17 protein-coding genes are annotated in these 14501 nt (G+C 41.6%); 10 read left to right on the plus strand and 7 right to left on the minus strand.

All coding sequences use genetic code 11. The features are described from left to right. Positions 1-139: 139 nt before the first annotated feature. Positions 140-640, minus strand: coding sequence for a thiol peroxidase (gene tpx / locus DW173_RS20120; RefSeq protein ID WP_004296650.1), 501 nt, complete (start codon positions 638-640; stop codon positions 140-142). A 137-nt stretch (positions 641-777) separates the two neighbouring features. Between tpx and DW173_RS20125 the strand changes: the two genes are divergently transcribed. From DW173_RS20125 to DW173_RS20140, 4 genes are all read left to right on the plus strand, one after another. Continuing rightward, positions 778-1341 carry an HdeD family acid-resistance protein gene (locus tag DW173_RS20125; RefSeq protein WP_004317609.1) on the plus strand — a complete coding sequence of 188 codons (564 nt, stop codon included), beginning with the start codon at positions 778-780 and terminating at the stop codon, positions 1339-1341. Positions 1342-1424: 83 nt separating this feature from the next. Beyond that, positions 1425-1904, plus strand: a complete 480-nt coding sequence (locus tag DW173_RS20130; protein WP_004296648.1) for a DUF4494 domain-containing protein — start codon at positions 1425-1427, stop codon at positions 1902-1904. 6 nt (positions 1905-1910) lie between these two features. Beyond that, complete coding sequence (locus DW173_RS20135) at positions 1911-2579, plus strand: YggS family pyridoxal phosphate-dependent enzyme (RefSeq protein WP_044134709.1); 669 nt, start codon at positions 1911-1913, stop codon at positions 2577-2579. Positions 2580-2603: 24 nt separating this feature from the next. Then, positions 2604-3581, plus strand: coding sequence for a dihydroorotate dehydrogenase-like protein (locus DW173_RS20140; RefSeq protein ID WP_008025388.1), 978 nt, complete (start codon positions 2604-2606; stop codon positions 3579-3581). 95 nt (positions 3582-3676) lie between these two features. On the opposite strand, the gene DW173_RS20145 is transcribed toward DW173_RS20140, so the two are convergent. After that, positions 3677-5002, minus strand: a complete 1326-nt coding sequence (locus tag DW173_RS20145) for a PhoH family protein (protein WP_120145098.1) — start codon at positions 5000-5002, stop codon at positions 3677-3679. Between the two features lie 132 nt (positions 5003-5134). Between DW173_RS20145 and DW173_RS20150 the strand changes: the two genes are divergently transcribed. Next, on the plus strand, positions 5135-6613 hold the full coding sequence (locus DW173_RS20150; RefSeq protein WP_087323383.1) for a bifunctional folylpolyglutamate synthase/dihydrofolate synthase: 1479 nt from the start codon (positions 5135-5137) through the stop codon (positions 6611-6613). On the opposite strand, the gene DW173_RS20155 is transcribed toward DW173_RS20150, so the two are convergent. Both DW173_RS20155 and DW173_RS20160 read right to left on the minus strand, forming a co-directional pair. Further along, positions 6581-6955 carry a RidA family protein gene (locus DW173_RS20155; RefSeq protein ID WP_004327226.1) on the minus strand — a complete coding sequence of 125 codons (375 nt, stop codon included), beginning with the start codon at positions 6953-6955 and terminating at the stop codon, positions 6581-6583. The two genes, DW173_RS20150 and DW173_RS20155, sit on opposite strands and share 33 nt — an antisense overlap. 79 nt (positions 6956-7034) lie before the next feature. Next, positions 7035-7328 (minus strand): RyR domain-containing protein, encoded by a 294-nt coding sequence (locus DW173_RS20160; RefSeq protein WP_008025395.1) that lies wholly within the window; start codon positions 7326-7328, stop codon positions 7035-7037. Positions 7329-7414: 86 nt separating this feature from the next. On the opposite strand from DW173_RS20160, the gene DW173_RS20165 reads away from it, so the two are divergent. Continuing rightward, complete coding sequence (locus DW173_RS20165; protein WP_008643363.1) at positions 7415-8818, plus strand: ATP-binding protein; 1404 nt, start codon at positions 7415-7417, stop codon at positions 8816-8818. 114 nt (positions 8819-8932) lie between these two features. Here the strand turns inward: DW173_RS20165 and DW173_RS20170 are convergent, their stop codons facing one another. Together DW173_RS20170 and DW173_RS20175 are read right to left on the minus strand one after the other, a co-directional pair. Next, complete coding sequence (locus tag DW173_RS20170) at positions 8933-9439, minus strand: DUF805 domain-containing protein (protein ID WP_008025398.1); 507 nt, start codon at positions 9437-9439, stop codon at positions 8933-8935. A gap of 137 nt (positions 9440-9576) precedes the next feature. Next, positions 9577-9936 carry a hypothetical protein gene (locus tag DW173_RS20175; RefSeq protein WP_087323381.1) on the minus strand — a complete coding sequence of 120 codons (360 nt, stop codon included), beginning with the start codon at positions 9934-9936 and terminating at the stop codon, positions 9577-9579. Between the two features lie 153 nt (positions 9937-10089). Between DW173_RS20175 and DW173_RS20180 the strand changes: the two genes are divergently transcribed. The 4 genes from DW173_RS20180 to DW173_RS20195 all read left to right on the plus strand — a co-directional run bounded on the left by DW173_RS20180 (position 10090) and on the right by DW173_RS20195 (position 13783). Further along, complete coding sequence (locus DW173_RS20180) at positions 10090-12414, plus strand: DUF3987 domain-containing protein (protein WP_120145099.1); 2325 nt, start codon at positions 10090-10092, stop codon at positions 12412-12414. 250 nt (positions 12415-12664) lie between these two features. Then, positions 12665-13150 (plus strand): HU family DNA-binding protein, encoded by a 486-nt coding sequence (locus DW173_RS20190; protein WP_008025406.1) that lies wholly within the window; start codon positions 12665-12667, stop codon positions 13148-13150. Between the two features lie 74 nt (positions 13151-13224). Then, positions 13225-13323 (plus strand): smalltalk protein, encoded by a 99-nt coding sequence (locus DW173_RS23860; RefSeq protein WP_004303901.1) that lies wholly within the window; start codon positions 13225-13227, stop codon positions 13321-13323. Positions 13324-13339: 16 nt separating this feature from the next. Continuing rightward, on the plus strand, positions 13340-13783 hold the full coding sequence (locus tag DW173_RS20195) for an N-acetylmuramoyl-L-alanine amidase (RefSeq protein ID WP_008025408.1): 444 nt from the start codon (positions 13340-13342) through the stop codon (positions 13781-13783). 85 nt (positions 13784-13868) lie between these two features. Here DW173_RS20195 and DW173_RS20200 read toward each other — a convergent pair whose 3' ends face one another. Further along, positions 13869-14102 (minus strand): DUF4248 domain-containing protein, encoded by a 234-nt coding sequence (locus DW173_RS20200; protein ID WP_008025410.1) that lies wholly within the window; start codon positions 14100-14102, stop codon positions 13869-13871. Between the last annotated feature and the right edge of the window lie 399 nt (positions 14103-14501).

Here is a 14501-nt window from a genome sequence, read left to right on the forward strand (position 1 = left end):
AGAACGGAGCCTTGGCAGTTTACCAAGCCTTTTTACCAGTTCCCATTAGGTCAAAATCTTTAAGATAAGAGCAGTATTAAGTATTAGCCGTATTCGTTTATTAGCTGCATACCTAATACTTAATACTCCATATTCTATATTACTTTACAGCAGCTAAGGCTTTATCATAATCAGGCTCCTGGGTAATTTCAGGAACAAGTTCCGTATAAGCAATCTTGCCATCCTTGCCAATCACAACTACTGCACGGGCCAAAAGTCCTGCTAACGGACCATCTGCCATACGCACTCCGTAACTTTCGTCGAAATCAGAGAAGCGGAAATCAGACAATGGAATTACATTTTCAATACCTTCCGTTGTACAGAAACGACCGTGCGCAAAAGGAAGGTCCTTAGAGATAGCCAATACTACCGTATCTTTCAGTCCGGCAGCCATCTTATTAAACTTACGTACAGAGGTTGCACATACGCTGGTATCCAGACTCGGGAAAATATTTAAAATCACATTTTTACCATTCAAATCTTTCAGAGAGAAAGAAGATAAATCTGTTTTTACCAGCTCGAAGTCAGGAGCTACCTTACCTACTTGTATAAATTCACCGATTAGTTTCACCGGTTGTCCTTTGAAATTTGTTGTTGCCATAATGCATCTATATTTAAAATTTACTTTATATAGGAAACAACGATTCCCCCAAATATGTTCACGGAAAACCTTTTCTAAATTGAATTTGTTATTCCACAACGAAATCACCCTAGTATTCAATTTAAAATATAAAATGTATGGAAACTGTATTCAATGAGATTCAACATTCAGTAAAAAATTGGTGGACTTCTCTTCTTTTGGGAATCGTGTATATCATTGTAGCCCTTTGGCTCATGTTCTCACCCGTGAGCACCTATGTAGCTTTAAGTATCATTTTCAGTGTATCGATGTTGATAAGCGGTATTTTAGAAATTATCTTCGCTTTTAGCAACCGGAAAGGTGTCCCGAGCTGGGGATGGTATATCGTAGGCGGACTGATCGACCTTGTTCTGGGCATCTACCTGATTGCCTACCCAATGGTCAGCATGGAAGTCATTCCTTTTATCATAGCCTTCTGGCTTATGTTCCGCGGCTTCTCCTCCACCGGCTATTCCATCGACTTGAAACGTTACGGAACCCGCGACTGGGGCTGGTACATGGCTTTCGGTATCCTTGCCATTCTGTGTTCCCTTTTAATATTATGGCAACCCGCTATAGGAGCACTCTACGCAGTCTACATGATTTCTTTTACTTTCCTCATCATCGGACTTTTCCGTGTCATGCTTTCATTTGAACTAAAAAATCTGCATAAAAGAAAATAAAAATCTTTCGGCACTTACTTTGGTATTTTGTTTATCTTTGTAGGCAATTTACATGAATCAATTAATTAAAAAGGAAGAAAATTATGGCAATGCATACATGGTTTGAGTGCAAGATCCGTTATGAGAAAGTAATGGAAAACGGAATGCAGAAGAAAGTAACTGAACCTTATCTTGTTGATGCACTCAGCTTTACAGAAGCAGAAGCACGGATTATCGAAGAAATGACTCCGTTTATCTCCGGAGAATTTACCGTTTCGGACATCAAACGTGCCAACTATAGCGAATTATTCCCCAGTGACGAAGAAAGTGCCGACCGCTGGTTCAAATGCAAACTTATTTTTATCACGCTCGATGAAAAAAGCGGTGCGGAAAAAAAGACTTCCACTCAAGTATTGGTACAAGCTGCCGACTTGCGTGATGCAGTGAAAAAGCTGGATGAGGGCATGAAAGGAACCATGGCAGATTATCAGATCGGTATGGTATCCGAAACTCCGCTCATGGATGTATATCCTTACAGCGCCGAACCGAATGACAAACCGGAATTTGATCCGTCAAAAGCATAAGTAACAATGAGTATTGCTGACAATTTAAAGCAAGTGCTGGCCGAACTCCCTCAAGGAGTCCGGCTGGTTGCTGTCTCAAAATTCCATCCCAACGAAGCGATAGAAGAAGCATATCAGGCGGGACAGCGTATTTTTGGAGAAAGCAAAGTGCAGGAAATGACAGCTAAATACGAAAGTTTGCCGAAAGATATCGAATGGCATTTTATCGGGCACCTGCAAACGAATAAAATCAAATACATGATACCATACGTAGCGATGATTCATGGAATTGATAGTTATAAACTGCTGGCCGAAGTCAACAAACAAGCTGTCAAGGCCGGACGTACTGTGAACTGCCTGTTGCAGATTCACGTTGCGCAGGAAGAAACCAAATTTGGTTTCAGTCCCGAAGAATGTAAAGAGATGCTGAATGCCGGAGAATGGAAAGAGCTGACTCATGTGCGCATCTGCGGATTAATGGGTATGGCCAGCAACACCGATTGTATTGAACAAATCAACCGGGAATTTTGTTCACTAAATAGACTCTTTAACGAGATAAAAACAACTTGGTTCACCCACTCTGATACTTTCTGCGAACTATCAATGGGAATGTCACATGACTATCACGAAGCCATTGCCGCAGGAAGTACGCTGGTACGAGTAGGAAGCAAGATTTTCGGAGAAAGAAATTATTGATTAAGTATTAAAAAACATATTGCTATGACCGATTTAAAAACTACTTTCGCAGGGCTTTCTCTTAGAAACCCTATCATCATCAGTAGCTCAGGGCTGACCAACAGTGTCGGCAAAAACAAAAAATTGGCCGAAGATGGTGCCGGTGCTGTCGTTCTGAAATCACTGTTTGAGGAACAGATCATGCTGGAAGCAGATCAACTGAAAGACCCGGCATTCTATCCCGAAGCCAGTGACTATCTGGAAGAATATATCCGTGAGCACAAGTTATCTGAATACCTGACTTTAATAAAAGAAAGCAAAAAGGTATGCCCCATTCCTATCATTGCCAGCATCAACTGCTACACTGATTCCGAATGGATCGACTTTGCAAAGAAGATTGAAGAGGCTGGTGCCGACGCATTGGAAATCAATATCCTCGCCTTGCAATCAGAACTGCAATATACATACGGTTCATTCGAACAACGCCACATCGACATTCTCCGCCGCATCAAGCAGACGGTTAACATTCCCGTTATCATGAAGCTGGGTGATAACCTGACCAACCCTGTGGTATTAATCGATCAGTTGTATGCCAACGGTGCAGCCGCAGTTGTTCTCTTCAACCGCTTCTATCAGCCAGACATCAACATCGAAAAGATGGAGCATATGTCAGGAGAAATATTCAGTAATGCTTCCGATCTCGCCAATCCGCTCCGCTGGATTGGAATTGCATCTGCAGTAGTAGATAAGATCGACTATGCGGCTTCCGGTGGTGTTGCCAATGCAGAATCAGTAGTGAAAGCTATCCTTGCCGGTGCTTCAGCCGTAGAAGTATGTAGCGCAGTCTATCTGAATACAAACGCATTTATTGGAGAAGCCAACCGCTTCCTCTCTGCATGGATGGAACGCAAAGGATTCGAAAATATAGCTCAATTCAAAGGCAAACTGAATATCAAAGATATTAAAGGCGTCAATACATTTGAACGTACACAGTTCCTTAAATATTTCGGAAAGAAAGAATAAAACAAATGAAGAATGAAAAATGAAGAATGAAGAATAAGCTGCGCTATTATGCTGCATAGTAAATTCTTCATTCTTCATTTTTCATTCTTCATTTCCTACAGCAGGTTGCTTGCCAGTTCACTCAATTCACTTCGTTCACCTTTCAGCAAATTGACGTGTGCAAAGATATTCTGGTCTTTCATACGATCAATCATATATACCAGACCATTGGACTGACTATCCAGATAAGGTTGGTCAATCTGCTGGATATCTCCCGTAAATACCATCTTCGTACCTTCGCCTGCACGGGTGATGATTGTCTTTATTTCATTTGGGGTCAGATTCTGCGCTTCGTCAATGATGCAATACATTTCGCTCAAACTACGACCACGGATAAATGCCAAAGCTTCAATCACCAGCTGTTCGCTTTTCTGCATATCTTCTATCCGCTTCACTTCGGTAGAGTTTGCTGCAAACTGACGTTTTATCACGTTCAGATTGTCAAATAATGGTTGCATATAAGGAGCTACTTTCTCTTGTGCATCTCCCGGAAGGAAACCTATGTCTTTATTAGAAAGCGCTACAACAGGACGTGCCAGCAAAATCTGTTTGTAATCGGTCAGTTTACCCAACGCAGCAGCCAAAGCCAGCAAAGTCTTACCTGTTCCTGCTTTTCCTGTCAGAGCCACCAGTTTGATATTCGGATCATTCAGGATCTCAAAAGCAAAACTCTGTTCCGCATTCCGGGGTTCAATTCCATAATTTTTCCCTTTCAGCACGCGGATAATAGAATGTGTGAAAGGATTGTAGCGTGCCAGTACACTGTTCCGGTCACTCTTCAACACAAAACATTCATTGGGATGAACCAAATCTTTAAAGTCGAATTCACTCAAGTCAATACCTTCTTTGGAAGAATAAATGCGGTCGATCAATGCAGGATCTACATTTTCAAAAATCTCATTAGATTTCTCGAACACATCTACATTTACCACCTTATCCGTAATATAATCCTCGCAAAGCAATCCGATAGAACGGGCTTTCATGCGCAGATTCACATCTTTGGTCACTAAGATAGATTTCATTTTCGGATACTTGTCGGTCAGGTATTCGGTTGCCGCCAAAATCAGATGGTCGGGTTTCTTTATTGGAAACGATTCCCACACTTTGGTAGCCGGCACATTGCTTGTCACGACAAACAAACGTCCCAATCCTTCGCCGAGTTTCACCCCTTCGGAGAAAAGCTCATCGCTAGTCAATACATCCAATTCGCGTACGAACTCACGAGCATTGAAATTAATCTGCTCGTTTCCTTTTTTGAACTTATCCAGTTCTTCGAGTACAACAAGAGGGAGGTAAATATCATTTTCCTGAAAATTCTTCAAGCAATTGTAATCGTGAAGAATAACATTTGTGTCTAACACAAAATTTTTCTTAGTTCCCATGATTTCTTAGATTTAAATGTTGATATTTGCAATCTCATTCGCCAATCCCCGCATTTACGGTTAGATTGACGGTTCTAAAGATAAACAAATTAGCGGGCAATAAAGATTGCCCGAAGTTAAATATTATAAAACATGGACTATCAGAACACTTTAAAGTACTTATATGAGAGTGCGCCAATGTTTCAACAAATAGGAAGCAAAGCATATAAGCCGGGTTTAGAGACCACACACAAATTGGACGAACATTTTGGGCATCCTCATCAACAATTCAAGACGATACATATCGCCGGAACCAATGGAAAGGGTTCCTGCTCACATACTATCGCAGCCGTATTACAGTCCGCAGGGTACCGGGTAGGCTTATTCACTTCCCCCCATTTGGTCGACTTCCGCGAACGCATCCGCATCAACGGAGAAATGATGCCGGAAGAATATGTAGTCAACTTCGTAGAAGAGCACCGCTCATTCTTCGAACCGCTCCATCCTTCGTTTTTTGAACTGACTACCGCCATGGCGTTCCGCTACTTTGCGGACCAGAAAGTAGACGTAGCCGTTATCGAAGTAGGAATGGGCGGACGTTTGGATTGCACCAACATCATTCACCCCGATTTATGTGTCATCACTAATATCAGTTTTGACCACATGCAATATCTAGGGAATACCCTGACAAAAATAGCCAAAGAAAAAGCAGGCATTATCAAAGAAGGGGTTCCGGTAGTCATTGGCAGAGCTAAAGGCAGCGTTAAACGTGTGTTCACCATGAAAGCAAAAGAAATGAATGCACCTATCAACTATGCAGATTCTATCTTCCCATATAATCCCACAGACTGGCTTCCTTATCCGGAAATGCAGGCACTAAGAAAACGTCTGGATAATGTCCTGCAAGACTTGATAAAAGAGACTCACCAACCATCTGAAAGCGCACAAGAATCCAAAGAGATATTGCTTTTCCTGCATCCGGCAGACAGCATTAAAGCATTAGACAAAATACTCGACAAGAGAAAAGATGCTATCCGAATTGTCAATGAAATGTTTCCTGCAGGTCTTTTTATGGAATTAAGCGGTCTCTGCCAGCATGAAAATATCCTCACCATCCTGTCTGCTCTTGAAGAGCTGACAAAAATAGGTTATCGCATCTGTCCCAAAGACTATCTCAATGGTTTTGCTGATGTGTGCAAACTCACCGGGCTGATGGGACGCTGGCAGAAAGTACACAGCTATCCGGATATCATCTGCGACACGGGACATAATGTAGATGGAATCAAATATGTCTGTGGACATCTTGATTTCCTTCATCAGAAATTCAACCAGGAGCTGCACATCGTATTTGGCATGGTGAACGATAAAGATATCAGCAGTGTCTTGCAAGAGTTACCGAAATATGCCACCTATTATTTTACCAAAGCAAGCGTGAAACGTGCACTTCCGGAAAATGAACTATTGGCATTGGCAGAAGAAGCCGGATTGAAAGGTACCACCTACCCCACTGTTGTAGAAGCTGTACAGGCGGCAAAAAAGAACTGCCCCCCCAAAGATCTGATCTTTGTAGGAGGCAGCAGTTTCATTGTCGCAGATTTGTTAGCGAACCGCGATACACTCAATCTCTACTAACGCATCCTTGGGCAGAGCTTTTACGGCAACCGCCGAACGTGCCGGAAAAGCTCCGTCAAAATACGTGGCATACACGCCATTCATCCCTGCAAACAGGGACATATCCTGAAGAAATACAGTAGTTTTGACAATGTTTCCCATTGTCAATCCTGCTTCTTCAAGAATGTGTTTGATATTCTCCAACGACTGGCGAGCCTGTCCTTCTATCCCTTCAGCCATCTGTCCCGTAGCGGCATCAATAGGCAACTGACCGGACACAAATACCATACCATTAGCTTCTATCGCCTGACTATAAGGGCCGATAGCCCCCGGAGCTTTCTCACTGCAAATTACTTTTTTCATATCTATTTCTTTTTCTGTTTATAATGGATTTCAAAGATAAAAATAAATTCTGAATAAGATTGTTGCCATCATTCATCATCTATTTTTCATCCTTCGAAATCTTAAACCCCAGTTTCATTATCAGTTTCAAGGTTTCCACTGAAGAATTTCTGTCATATACCTTTTCTTCTTCAGGCAATTCTTCATACGGAACCAGGCACGGATGCTGTTTCAATACATCATCCCGCTTTTCGCCATACGTCCAACCTTGTTCTATTCTGGTTTTCGACCAGACCTCATGAACATTCTTAGCCATCTCTTCTACCAGATATTCCAACTCCTTCGGGAGTTGGATTTGTTCTGTGTCCACCGGATTAGGAATATACTTTTTCATCTTACAAATTTACTACAAAAAAGTGATACACGGAAAAAAGTAGTAAAGGAATTGAATTATAGAAATAAAGCGTACCTTTGCGTATTATGAGCGAAAGTCAAAATATAGAATATAAAGAATCTTGGAGAGATGAATATCTGAAATGGATTTGTGGTTTTGCAAATGCACAAGGTGGTCGTATATATATAGGCATAAACGACAAACAAGAGATTGTCGGTGTAGCTGACTCGAAACGGTTGATGGAAGACATCCCCAACAAGATTGTCAATTACTTGGGTATTGTAGCTGATGTCAATTTGTTACATTCGAATGAAGATAAAGAATTTATTGAAATCGTTGTGGAACCAAGCAATGTTCCCATTGCCTATCACGGTCAGTATCATTATCGTAGTGGTTCTACAAAACAGGAGATGAAAGGTACGGCACTACAACAGTTCATCTTAAAGAAGATGGGACGCTCGTGGGATGACACCACCAACGATTCTGCAAAGTTGGATGATATAGACCGTAATGCCATTGACTATTTTCTCCGAAGAGCCATCAACGCCCAACGTATCGCCCCATCCTTGAACGGTGAAGATACACACAACGTACTCCACAACCTACGGTTACTATCCGAAGACGGGCACTTGAAAAATGCCGCCATCTTGTTGTTCGGAAAAGAACCACTTCGATTCTTTCCCGGTGTGGAATTTCACATCGGTCGTTTCGGTATGAATGAAGCCGACCTTATCTTTCAGGATGTAGTAGAAGGAAATATCCTGCAAATGGCTGACAAGGTGGTAGCATTACTACGCTCCAAATATCTCATTTCCCCCATCCATTATGAAGGGATGCAACGTATTGAGCCTTTGGAGATACCAGAAGATGCTTTACGCGAAATGATTTACAACAGTCTAGTACATAAACTCTATGTTGGCGTCCCCATCCAAATGTGGGTATTCAATGATCATATTGAGCTTTGGAATGAAGGTAAATTACCCGATGCCATCACTATTGACACATTGGTTGAAAAACATTCTTCCCACCCTCGGAATCAACTTGTCGCTTCCGTATTCTACAAAGCCGGATTTATAGAATCATGGGGACGCGGTATTCGTAAGATCAACGAAGCCTTTGATAAAGCCGGTTTGGAAAGACCAGTATTCAAAGAATCAGAAGGTGGATTATTGGTAACATTCGGTAGGAATTATCCGACTATGAAAGATGCAGTTTCAAATATTCAAAGTGATGACGGTATAAATGACGGTATAAATGACGGTATAAATGACGGTATAAATTTCACTCAGACAGAGAAATTGATTCTAAAAGCAATTAGTGCAAATAAGAATATCACATATGTGGATTTGATGAATGATTTATCCATTTCTGAAGCCACTGTAACAAGAGCATTCCGCAATTTTAAGACGAACGGGTTAATTATTCGTCAAGGTGCAAATAAAAAAGGCTATTGGCAGATTACAGAAAAAGGGAAAAACGTTATTTCATAAAATTTCACTTACAAATTTAGACAAAATATTGAATAACAAACAGGTTAATAACAAAAAAACCTCCTGCAAAACGAATTTCGCAGGAGGCTCTATTATTTCTTCTTTAATAAGATTTTATTCAGCCTTTTCTTTATCTTCTTCTACAGGGGCTTCCGCAGGTGCAGGAGCAGCTTCTACCGGCTTGTCAACTTTTACATCTTCTCTTGAAACGTTTACAGTCACGTTTACAGAAGCAGGTTGTGCCTGATACGGCATACGGTTTTTCGGATCTGCACCATAAGGATTAGGACCTACCGTGCCATCTGCAAACAGCATGTACAATGCAAAAATCCAACCAACAATAGGTACACAGCACAACAAAATCAGCCAACCGGATTTATTTAAGTCGTGCAGACGTTTCACACCCTGTGCCAGAGAGAACCAAATAGATGCAATCATAGCAGCAAGACCGATCAATAAACCAAATACTGATCCCCCGGCCGATCCGCTGGCAGCACCCAAAACAAATGTACCTACGCCTAGTGCCCATGCAATACTAGAAACTATACCACCAATAATGCCTGACAAGAAGTATTCGATTCTACGAATACGACCGTCAAATGAGAAAGGAGCTTTGAACATAATTTATTAAGTTTATATGAATAAATAAGTGAGTTTTTATCCGTGTTTCTCAATATGAAAGCAAAGATATAAAAAAAATTAAATAAAGAAAGGATTCAGGCAAAAAGATTGAAAAAATGCCCTATTTTCTGTAGAAATCACAATTTAACCCCATCCCATTGCATCACTACCACCCACTCTTTCGGTTGGCAAATCCCATGAAAACGGTGCGGAACCGTAGCAACCACCAAATCACAATTGGAAGCTAATACGGTTCTTAACTCCTTCAGCAACATATCCATCCGGATGATTAAATGAAGATACTCCGTCATACACCGGATCACGCGCACATACTGATAAATACACATATCCTCTCCCCGTCTTATCTCACTCAGTGTTTTGGGAGAGATATCAAGTTCGCTCGTAAAAAAACTGTTACTGAAAATACGATCCATATCCATTAAAGCCAATACCAAATTGCTCAAAAACTCGTATGGTTCCTGTTTTTCTTTTGCCATGCCATTCTATGATTAATAATTTATAATATTTCAGTTTTTATTTGCTTTATCAAGTACTATTCACATAGGGAAGCAACCCTATTTTTAATATCCCGACCTTTGTTCCCGTTATCTGATAGTCAGGTAACTCAATCTTACAAAAAACAATTTTATATGAAAGCCTTAGAAGAAATCAAAGTCTCGGTTTACGAGAACGTGTATTCAAAAAAGCCCAAAGTCATGTCTTTCCTTGAAGTCATCATTATGTGTATTCATCCGGTCTATGCCTCTATTATAAACGCTATCCGCCGATACTATGCAGAAGGAGACCATGCCGCGGCACAGAAGTTGAAGAGCCAGCTCCCCTGTTTCACTCCGGCAGGTACTTTTGACGGAGCACATGCCATCAAAAACTTCCTCCTCCCCAGCCATATTGTCGGGCTCGATTACGATCATGTAAAAGATCGTCTTCAAGTCATCCAACGTTGTGCAGCAGATCCTCACACGGTAGCGGTCATAGAAAGTCCTACCGACGGAGTGAAAGTTTTCGCCTATGTGGAAGGTATCGAAAACCGCCATCGTGAAGGGCAGCAATTAGTGAGCCGTTACTACAATCAATTGCTGGGATTGGAGAGTGATCCGGCCTGCAAGGACGAAAGTCGCCTATGTTATTTCAGTTATTCGCCCAATGGATATGTTGCCGGTCTTTATCAGGCATTTGTGTTGGAACCACATCTAAAAGAGGAAACAAACGCTTCCTCTGAAAATAAAGTACTTCCTCCCTTTCCTCTCCAGGATAATACCCCGGAAAACGTGTCTGAAGCAGAAATCGCCCAATTTATTTCGTCCTATATTTTCCTTCATCCCCTGACCGCCGGACAACGTCATTCCAACGTCTTTAAACTTGCCTGCGAAGCCTGCCGCCGACACTATCCGCAAGAAAGCATATTACGTGAGCTTACTGCATTTTTCGAGCATACAGATTTTCGTCCCGAAGAATTGACAAGTGTTTTATCATCTGGATACAAGCAAGTTAACGAGCACGCACCTGCTTCTTCTACAGCCACCTCTTCTTCCTTTCAAAAGGACATAAGGACAAAAATCCCCTATGGTACTTTAGAAAACTCCGATAGCACCGAAGAAGCCTATTGGCTGGGAGAAGAATTCAGGAAAGGAACACCTTTATTCCCTCGCGATTTGTACAATAATCTTCCCGATCTACTGAATGACTGTATCATTGAAGACGCAAGCGACCGCGAACAAGACATCTCCCTCCTTTCCGATCTTACCGCACTAAGTGCGGCACTTCCACAAACTTTCGGAATTTATAACCACAAAAAATATTCCCCCCATTTGTTCAGTGTCATATTTTCTTCTGCCGGCAGCGGTAAAAGCATTGCCCAAACCGGACGCTATCTATTGGAAGAAATACAGACTGAAATACTGTCTACCAGTGAATCCATGTTAAAAAACTACCATACAGCGCACAATACCTGGCAAGCAGAATGTCAGCGGAAAAGGAAAAAAGGAGAAACGTGTTCCGAAGAGCCTCAAAGACCTCCTTTTAAAATGTTATTCATTCCCGCCACTACCAGCTACACCCGTATGCAAATTCAGATGCAGGACAACGGTTCGCAAGGAAGTATCATTTTCGATACGGAAGCCCAAACGCTCTCCACGGCCAATCACCTGGATTGTGGTAACTTCGATGATATGCTCCGCAAAGCTTTTGAGCACGAAAACATTGATTCTTCCTATAAAGCCAACGGTATCATCCCAATCTATATCCGTTATCCCAAATTAGCTTTGCTTCTAACGGGTACTCCCGGACAGATTGACTGTTTATTAAACAGTTACGGGAACGGACTTCCCAGCCGTATTCTGGCTTACACTTTCCGTGAAGCTCCCCACTGGAAAGAAATGGGTGATGATTGTATTTCATTGGAAGACTCTTTCAAGCCGATTGCCCATCGTGTCTACGAACTATATAATTTCTGCCTGGCGCATCCTGTTTTATTTCATTTCACCCGTCCGCAATGGAACCGTCTGAATGAGATTTTCTCACGTATGCTGTCCGAGGTAGCGATGGAGGGCAATGATGACCTCCAAGCCGTAGTGAAGCGCTATGCTTTTCTGGTGATGCGTATCAGCATGATTCAGACCCGCATCCGGCAATTTGAGGCAACCGATCTCTCCTCCGAAATTTATTGTATAGATGCCGATTTCGAACGATCTCTTCAAATCGTTCTATGTTGTTACGAGCACAGCCGTCTGTTACACTCATCCATGCCGGCTCCTGCGGTCCGTCCTCTGAAGAATCCGGACATTATTCGTAATTTCGTCAATGAGTTGCCTGACAGCTTCACTACAGATGAAGCTATTCAGATTGGCGCAAAATACGATTTCAACCTTCGTAAGGTTACACGTCTTCTAAAATCACTTAACGGAATAAAAATCAGCAAGGTATCTCATGGTTCTTATACTAAGATGAATAAATAACAGTCATAGGTGTCTTTTTGTCCTTTTGTCCTTTTGGAGAATCGGAAAAACATCGGGAGATTTGAAAAAAACATCTCAATAATTGAAATCAAACATTGGGAAGTTTCGATACAAATCTCCCAATGTTTTTTCTTTTTATCTATGCGCCCGTGTACGTCACTATGCGTCATGTCACTTTTTCAATGTATTACTTTTGTCATGTAATCGATTACAAGACAATTAAAAATTAGAAATTAAAAATTAAAAGTTTATGGCACAGAATTACACTCTCATGGCTCGCAAGAACCTGTTGAAACCTGATGAAACTCCGAAGTACTATGCAGTGGCGCGTAGCGGTCGCAAAGTAACGGTCAAGGAAGTCTGCAAACGAATTACCGAACGTTCTTCTTACTCCAAAGGAGAATTGGAAGGTTGTATCGGTGAGTTCCTGCTCGAAATCGTTAATGTACTGGAGGAAGGAAACATCGTGCAGATGGGTGACCTAGGAAATTTCCGTATGAGTATCAAGACGGGTACTCCTACTGATACGGTAAAAGAATTCAAGGCATCATGTATCGATAAGGGCAAAGTGCTTTTTTATCCGGGAAGTGATCTTCGCAAACTGTGTAAGACGCTGGATTATACATTGTATAAAAGTGATTCTTCCGCAGATTCGGATAAAGATCCACTGCCTGATGATGGTGACGACAATCAAGGAGGCTCCGGCAGCGGAGAAGCTCCGGACCCGGCGGCATAATCAACCGGTTGTTGATTGGTTCTTGAGTTTATAGTTTATAATGCATGAGTATCTATTCTTTAATTTAAATTCGTATGAAAAAGCAACTTTGGAAAAACATTCTCCAGTTTATCGTGACTATCGCGACTTCTATCATCTCGGCTATCGGTGTAACGTCCTGTGTAGGGCATTAATCTCCTGCTGACCGATATGGAAAATTCAGAAGAAAGCTATCTCCCACGTGAGATTAAGTTGTTGGTGATTCATTGCAGCGCAACGCGCTGCAATGTTCCCTTCACCGTAGAGCAGCTTCGACAATGTCATCTGCAACGAGGTTTCAAGGATATAGGTTATCATTTTTACATCACCCGCAATGGGGAACTTCACCATTGCCGGCCGGTATCGGAACCGGGAGCGCATGTGAGAGGATTCAACCGGCACAGTATTGGAATCTGCTATGAAGGTGGACTGGATGAAGAAGGCCGTCCGGCGGATACGAGAACACAGGCACAGCGTTTTGCGTTGCTTGACTTGTTGACGATTCTCAAACATCAGTATCCGGAAGCGCAAATCATGGGGCATTATCAACTTAGTGCTTCGATTCATAAAGCTTGTCCCTGTTTTGACAGTCGCAAGGAGTATATGGATATATAAAAGAACTACGGGAGCTGGCGAAAGTGCAGTCTCCCGTAGTTCTTTTTTATGTTTATATCATTTAGAGATTCAATTATTACAGCATTTATAGCTCTCCCGGCTTTCCTAAATAATAGGTAATAAGCCGTACCTCTCTCACAGAAAATGCCTTTGTCTTCGGATGAAAGTCGGTAGACAGTATCTCATTCATCAATGGCTTGCATCTCCTCATCCACCTTCGGAGTTTATTGACCGAAGCACGAATCGTCAAATCAGGAAAATACATCTGCGCCAACTCTTGTTTATTATAACATTTCACTACAAATTCTGAATGTTCCATCGTTTCTTTATTACTGTTTTATATGCTATAAAGTTACAAAAATTAGAACATATAAACAAAGAAAGAAGAGGCTATTATCCGGTATAATGGAAATAAAAAGAAATATCAACGATCTTCACAGACAGTTGATATAGTGGGAAATTCACATCGGCTTTAACCTCCGATGTCAGGGCGTAGATTAGAAATGCGCCGTCGCGCTATTTCTAATCCACAATGTAGGAGAATCATGCTGTAAAAAGCATGAAGCTAGGGACCTACATTTTTTTCATCTCACATACGAAACACTCACGTGTTTATTACATCTCAACATTTTATTTTATATACAAACATCTAATTATTAACACAACTAGCTCAGTAAAAACTTCTAAGGAATTCCATTAACATACTGATACCATAATC

The organism is Bacteroides sp. AM16-13 (genome assembly GCF_003602705.1).
Taxonomy (GTDB): Bacteria; Bacteroidota; Bacteroidia; order Bacteroidales; family Bacteroidaceae; genus Bacteroides; species Bacteroides xylanisolvens.

What these genes read in the sequence shown, in the direction of transcription:
- DW173_RS20170 (WP_008025398.1), bottom strand. Translation starts at nt 9,439, where the DNA reads ATGTTCAAAGCTCCTTTCTCATTTGACGGTCGTATTCGTAGAATCGAA.
- DW173_RS20130 (WP_004296648.1), top strand. Translation starts at nt 1,425, where the DNA reads ATGGCAATGCATACATGGTTTGAGTGCAAGATCCGTTATGAGAAAGTA.
- DW173_RS20140 (WP_008025388.1), top strand. Translation starts at nt 2,604, where the DNA reads ATGACCGATTTAAAAACTACTTTCGCAGGGCTTTCTCTTAGAAACCCT.
- DW173_RS20145 (WP_120145098.1), bottom strand. Translation starts at nt 5,002, where the DNA reads ATGGGAACTAAGAAAAATTTTGTGTTAGACACAAATGTTATTCTTCAC.
- DW173_RS20135 (WP_044134709.1), top strand. Translation starts at nt 1,911, where the DNA reads ATGAGTATTGCTGACAATTTAAAGCAAGTGCTGGCCGAACTCCCTCAA.
- DW173_RS20165 (WP_008643363.1), top strand. Translation starts at nt 7,415, where the DNA reads ATGAGCGAAAGTCAAAATATAGAATATAAAGAATCTTGGAGAGATGAA.
- DW173_RS20200 (WP_008025410.1), bottom strand. Translation starts at nt 14,102, where the DNA reads ATGGAACATTCAGAATTTGTAGTGAAATGTTATAATAAACAAGAGTTG.
- DW173_RS20155 (WP_004327226.1), bottom strand. Translation starts at nt 6,955, where the DNA reads ATGAAAAAAGTAATTTGCAGTGAGAAAGCTCCGGGGGCTATCGGCCCT.
- DW173_RS20175 (WP_087323381.1), bottom strand. Translation starts at nt 9,936, where the DNA reads ATGGCAAAAGAAAAACAGGAACCATACGAGTTTTTGAGCAATTTGGTA.
- DW173_RS20125 (WP_004317609.1), top strand. Translation starts at nt 778, where the DNA reads ATGGAAACTGTATTCAATGAGATTCAACATTCAGTAAAAAATTGGTGG.
- DW173_RS20180 (WP_120145099.1), top strand. Translation starts at nt 10,090, where the DNA reads ATGAAAGCCTTAGAAGAAATCAAAGTCTCGGTTTACGAGAACGTGTAT.
- DW173_RS20190 (WP_008025406.1), top strand. Translation starts at nt 12,665, where the DNA reads ATGGCACAGAATTACACTCTCATGGCTCGCAAGAACCTGTTGAAACCT.
- tpx (WP_004296650.1), bottom strand. Translation starts at nt 640, where the DNA reads ATGGCAACAACAAATTTCAAAGGACAACCGGTGAAACTAATCGGTGAA.
- DW173_RS23860 (WP_004303901.1), top strand. Translation starts at nt 13,225, where the DNA reads ATGAAAAAGCAACTTTGGAAAAACATTCTCCAGTTTATCGTGACTATC.
- DW173_RS20160 (WP_008025395.1), bottom strand. Translation starts at nt 7,328, where the DNA reads ATGAAAAAGTATATTCCTAATCCGGTGGACACAGAACAAATCCAACTC.
- DW173_RS20150 (WP_087323383.1), top strand. Translation starts at nt 5,135, where the DNA reads ATGGACTATCAGAACACTTTAAAGTACTTATATGAGAGTGCGCCAATG.
- DW173_RS20195 (WP_008025408.1), top strand. Translation starts at nt 13,340, where the DNA reads ATGGAAAATTCAGAAGAAAGCTATCTCCCACGTGAGATTAAGTTGTTG.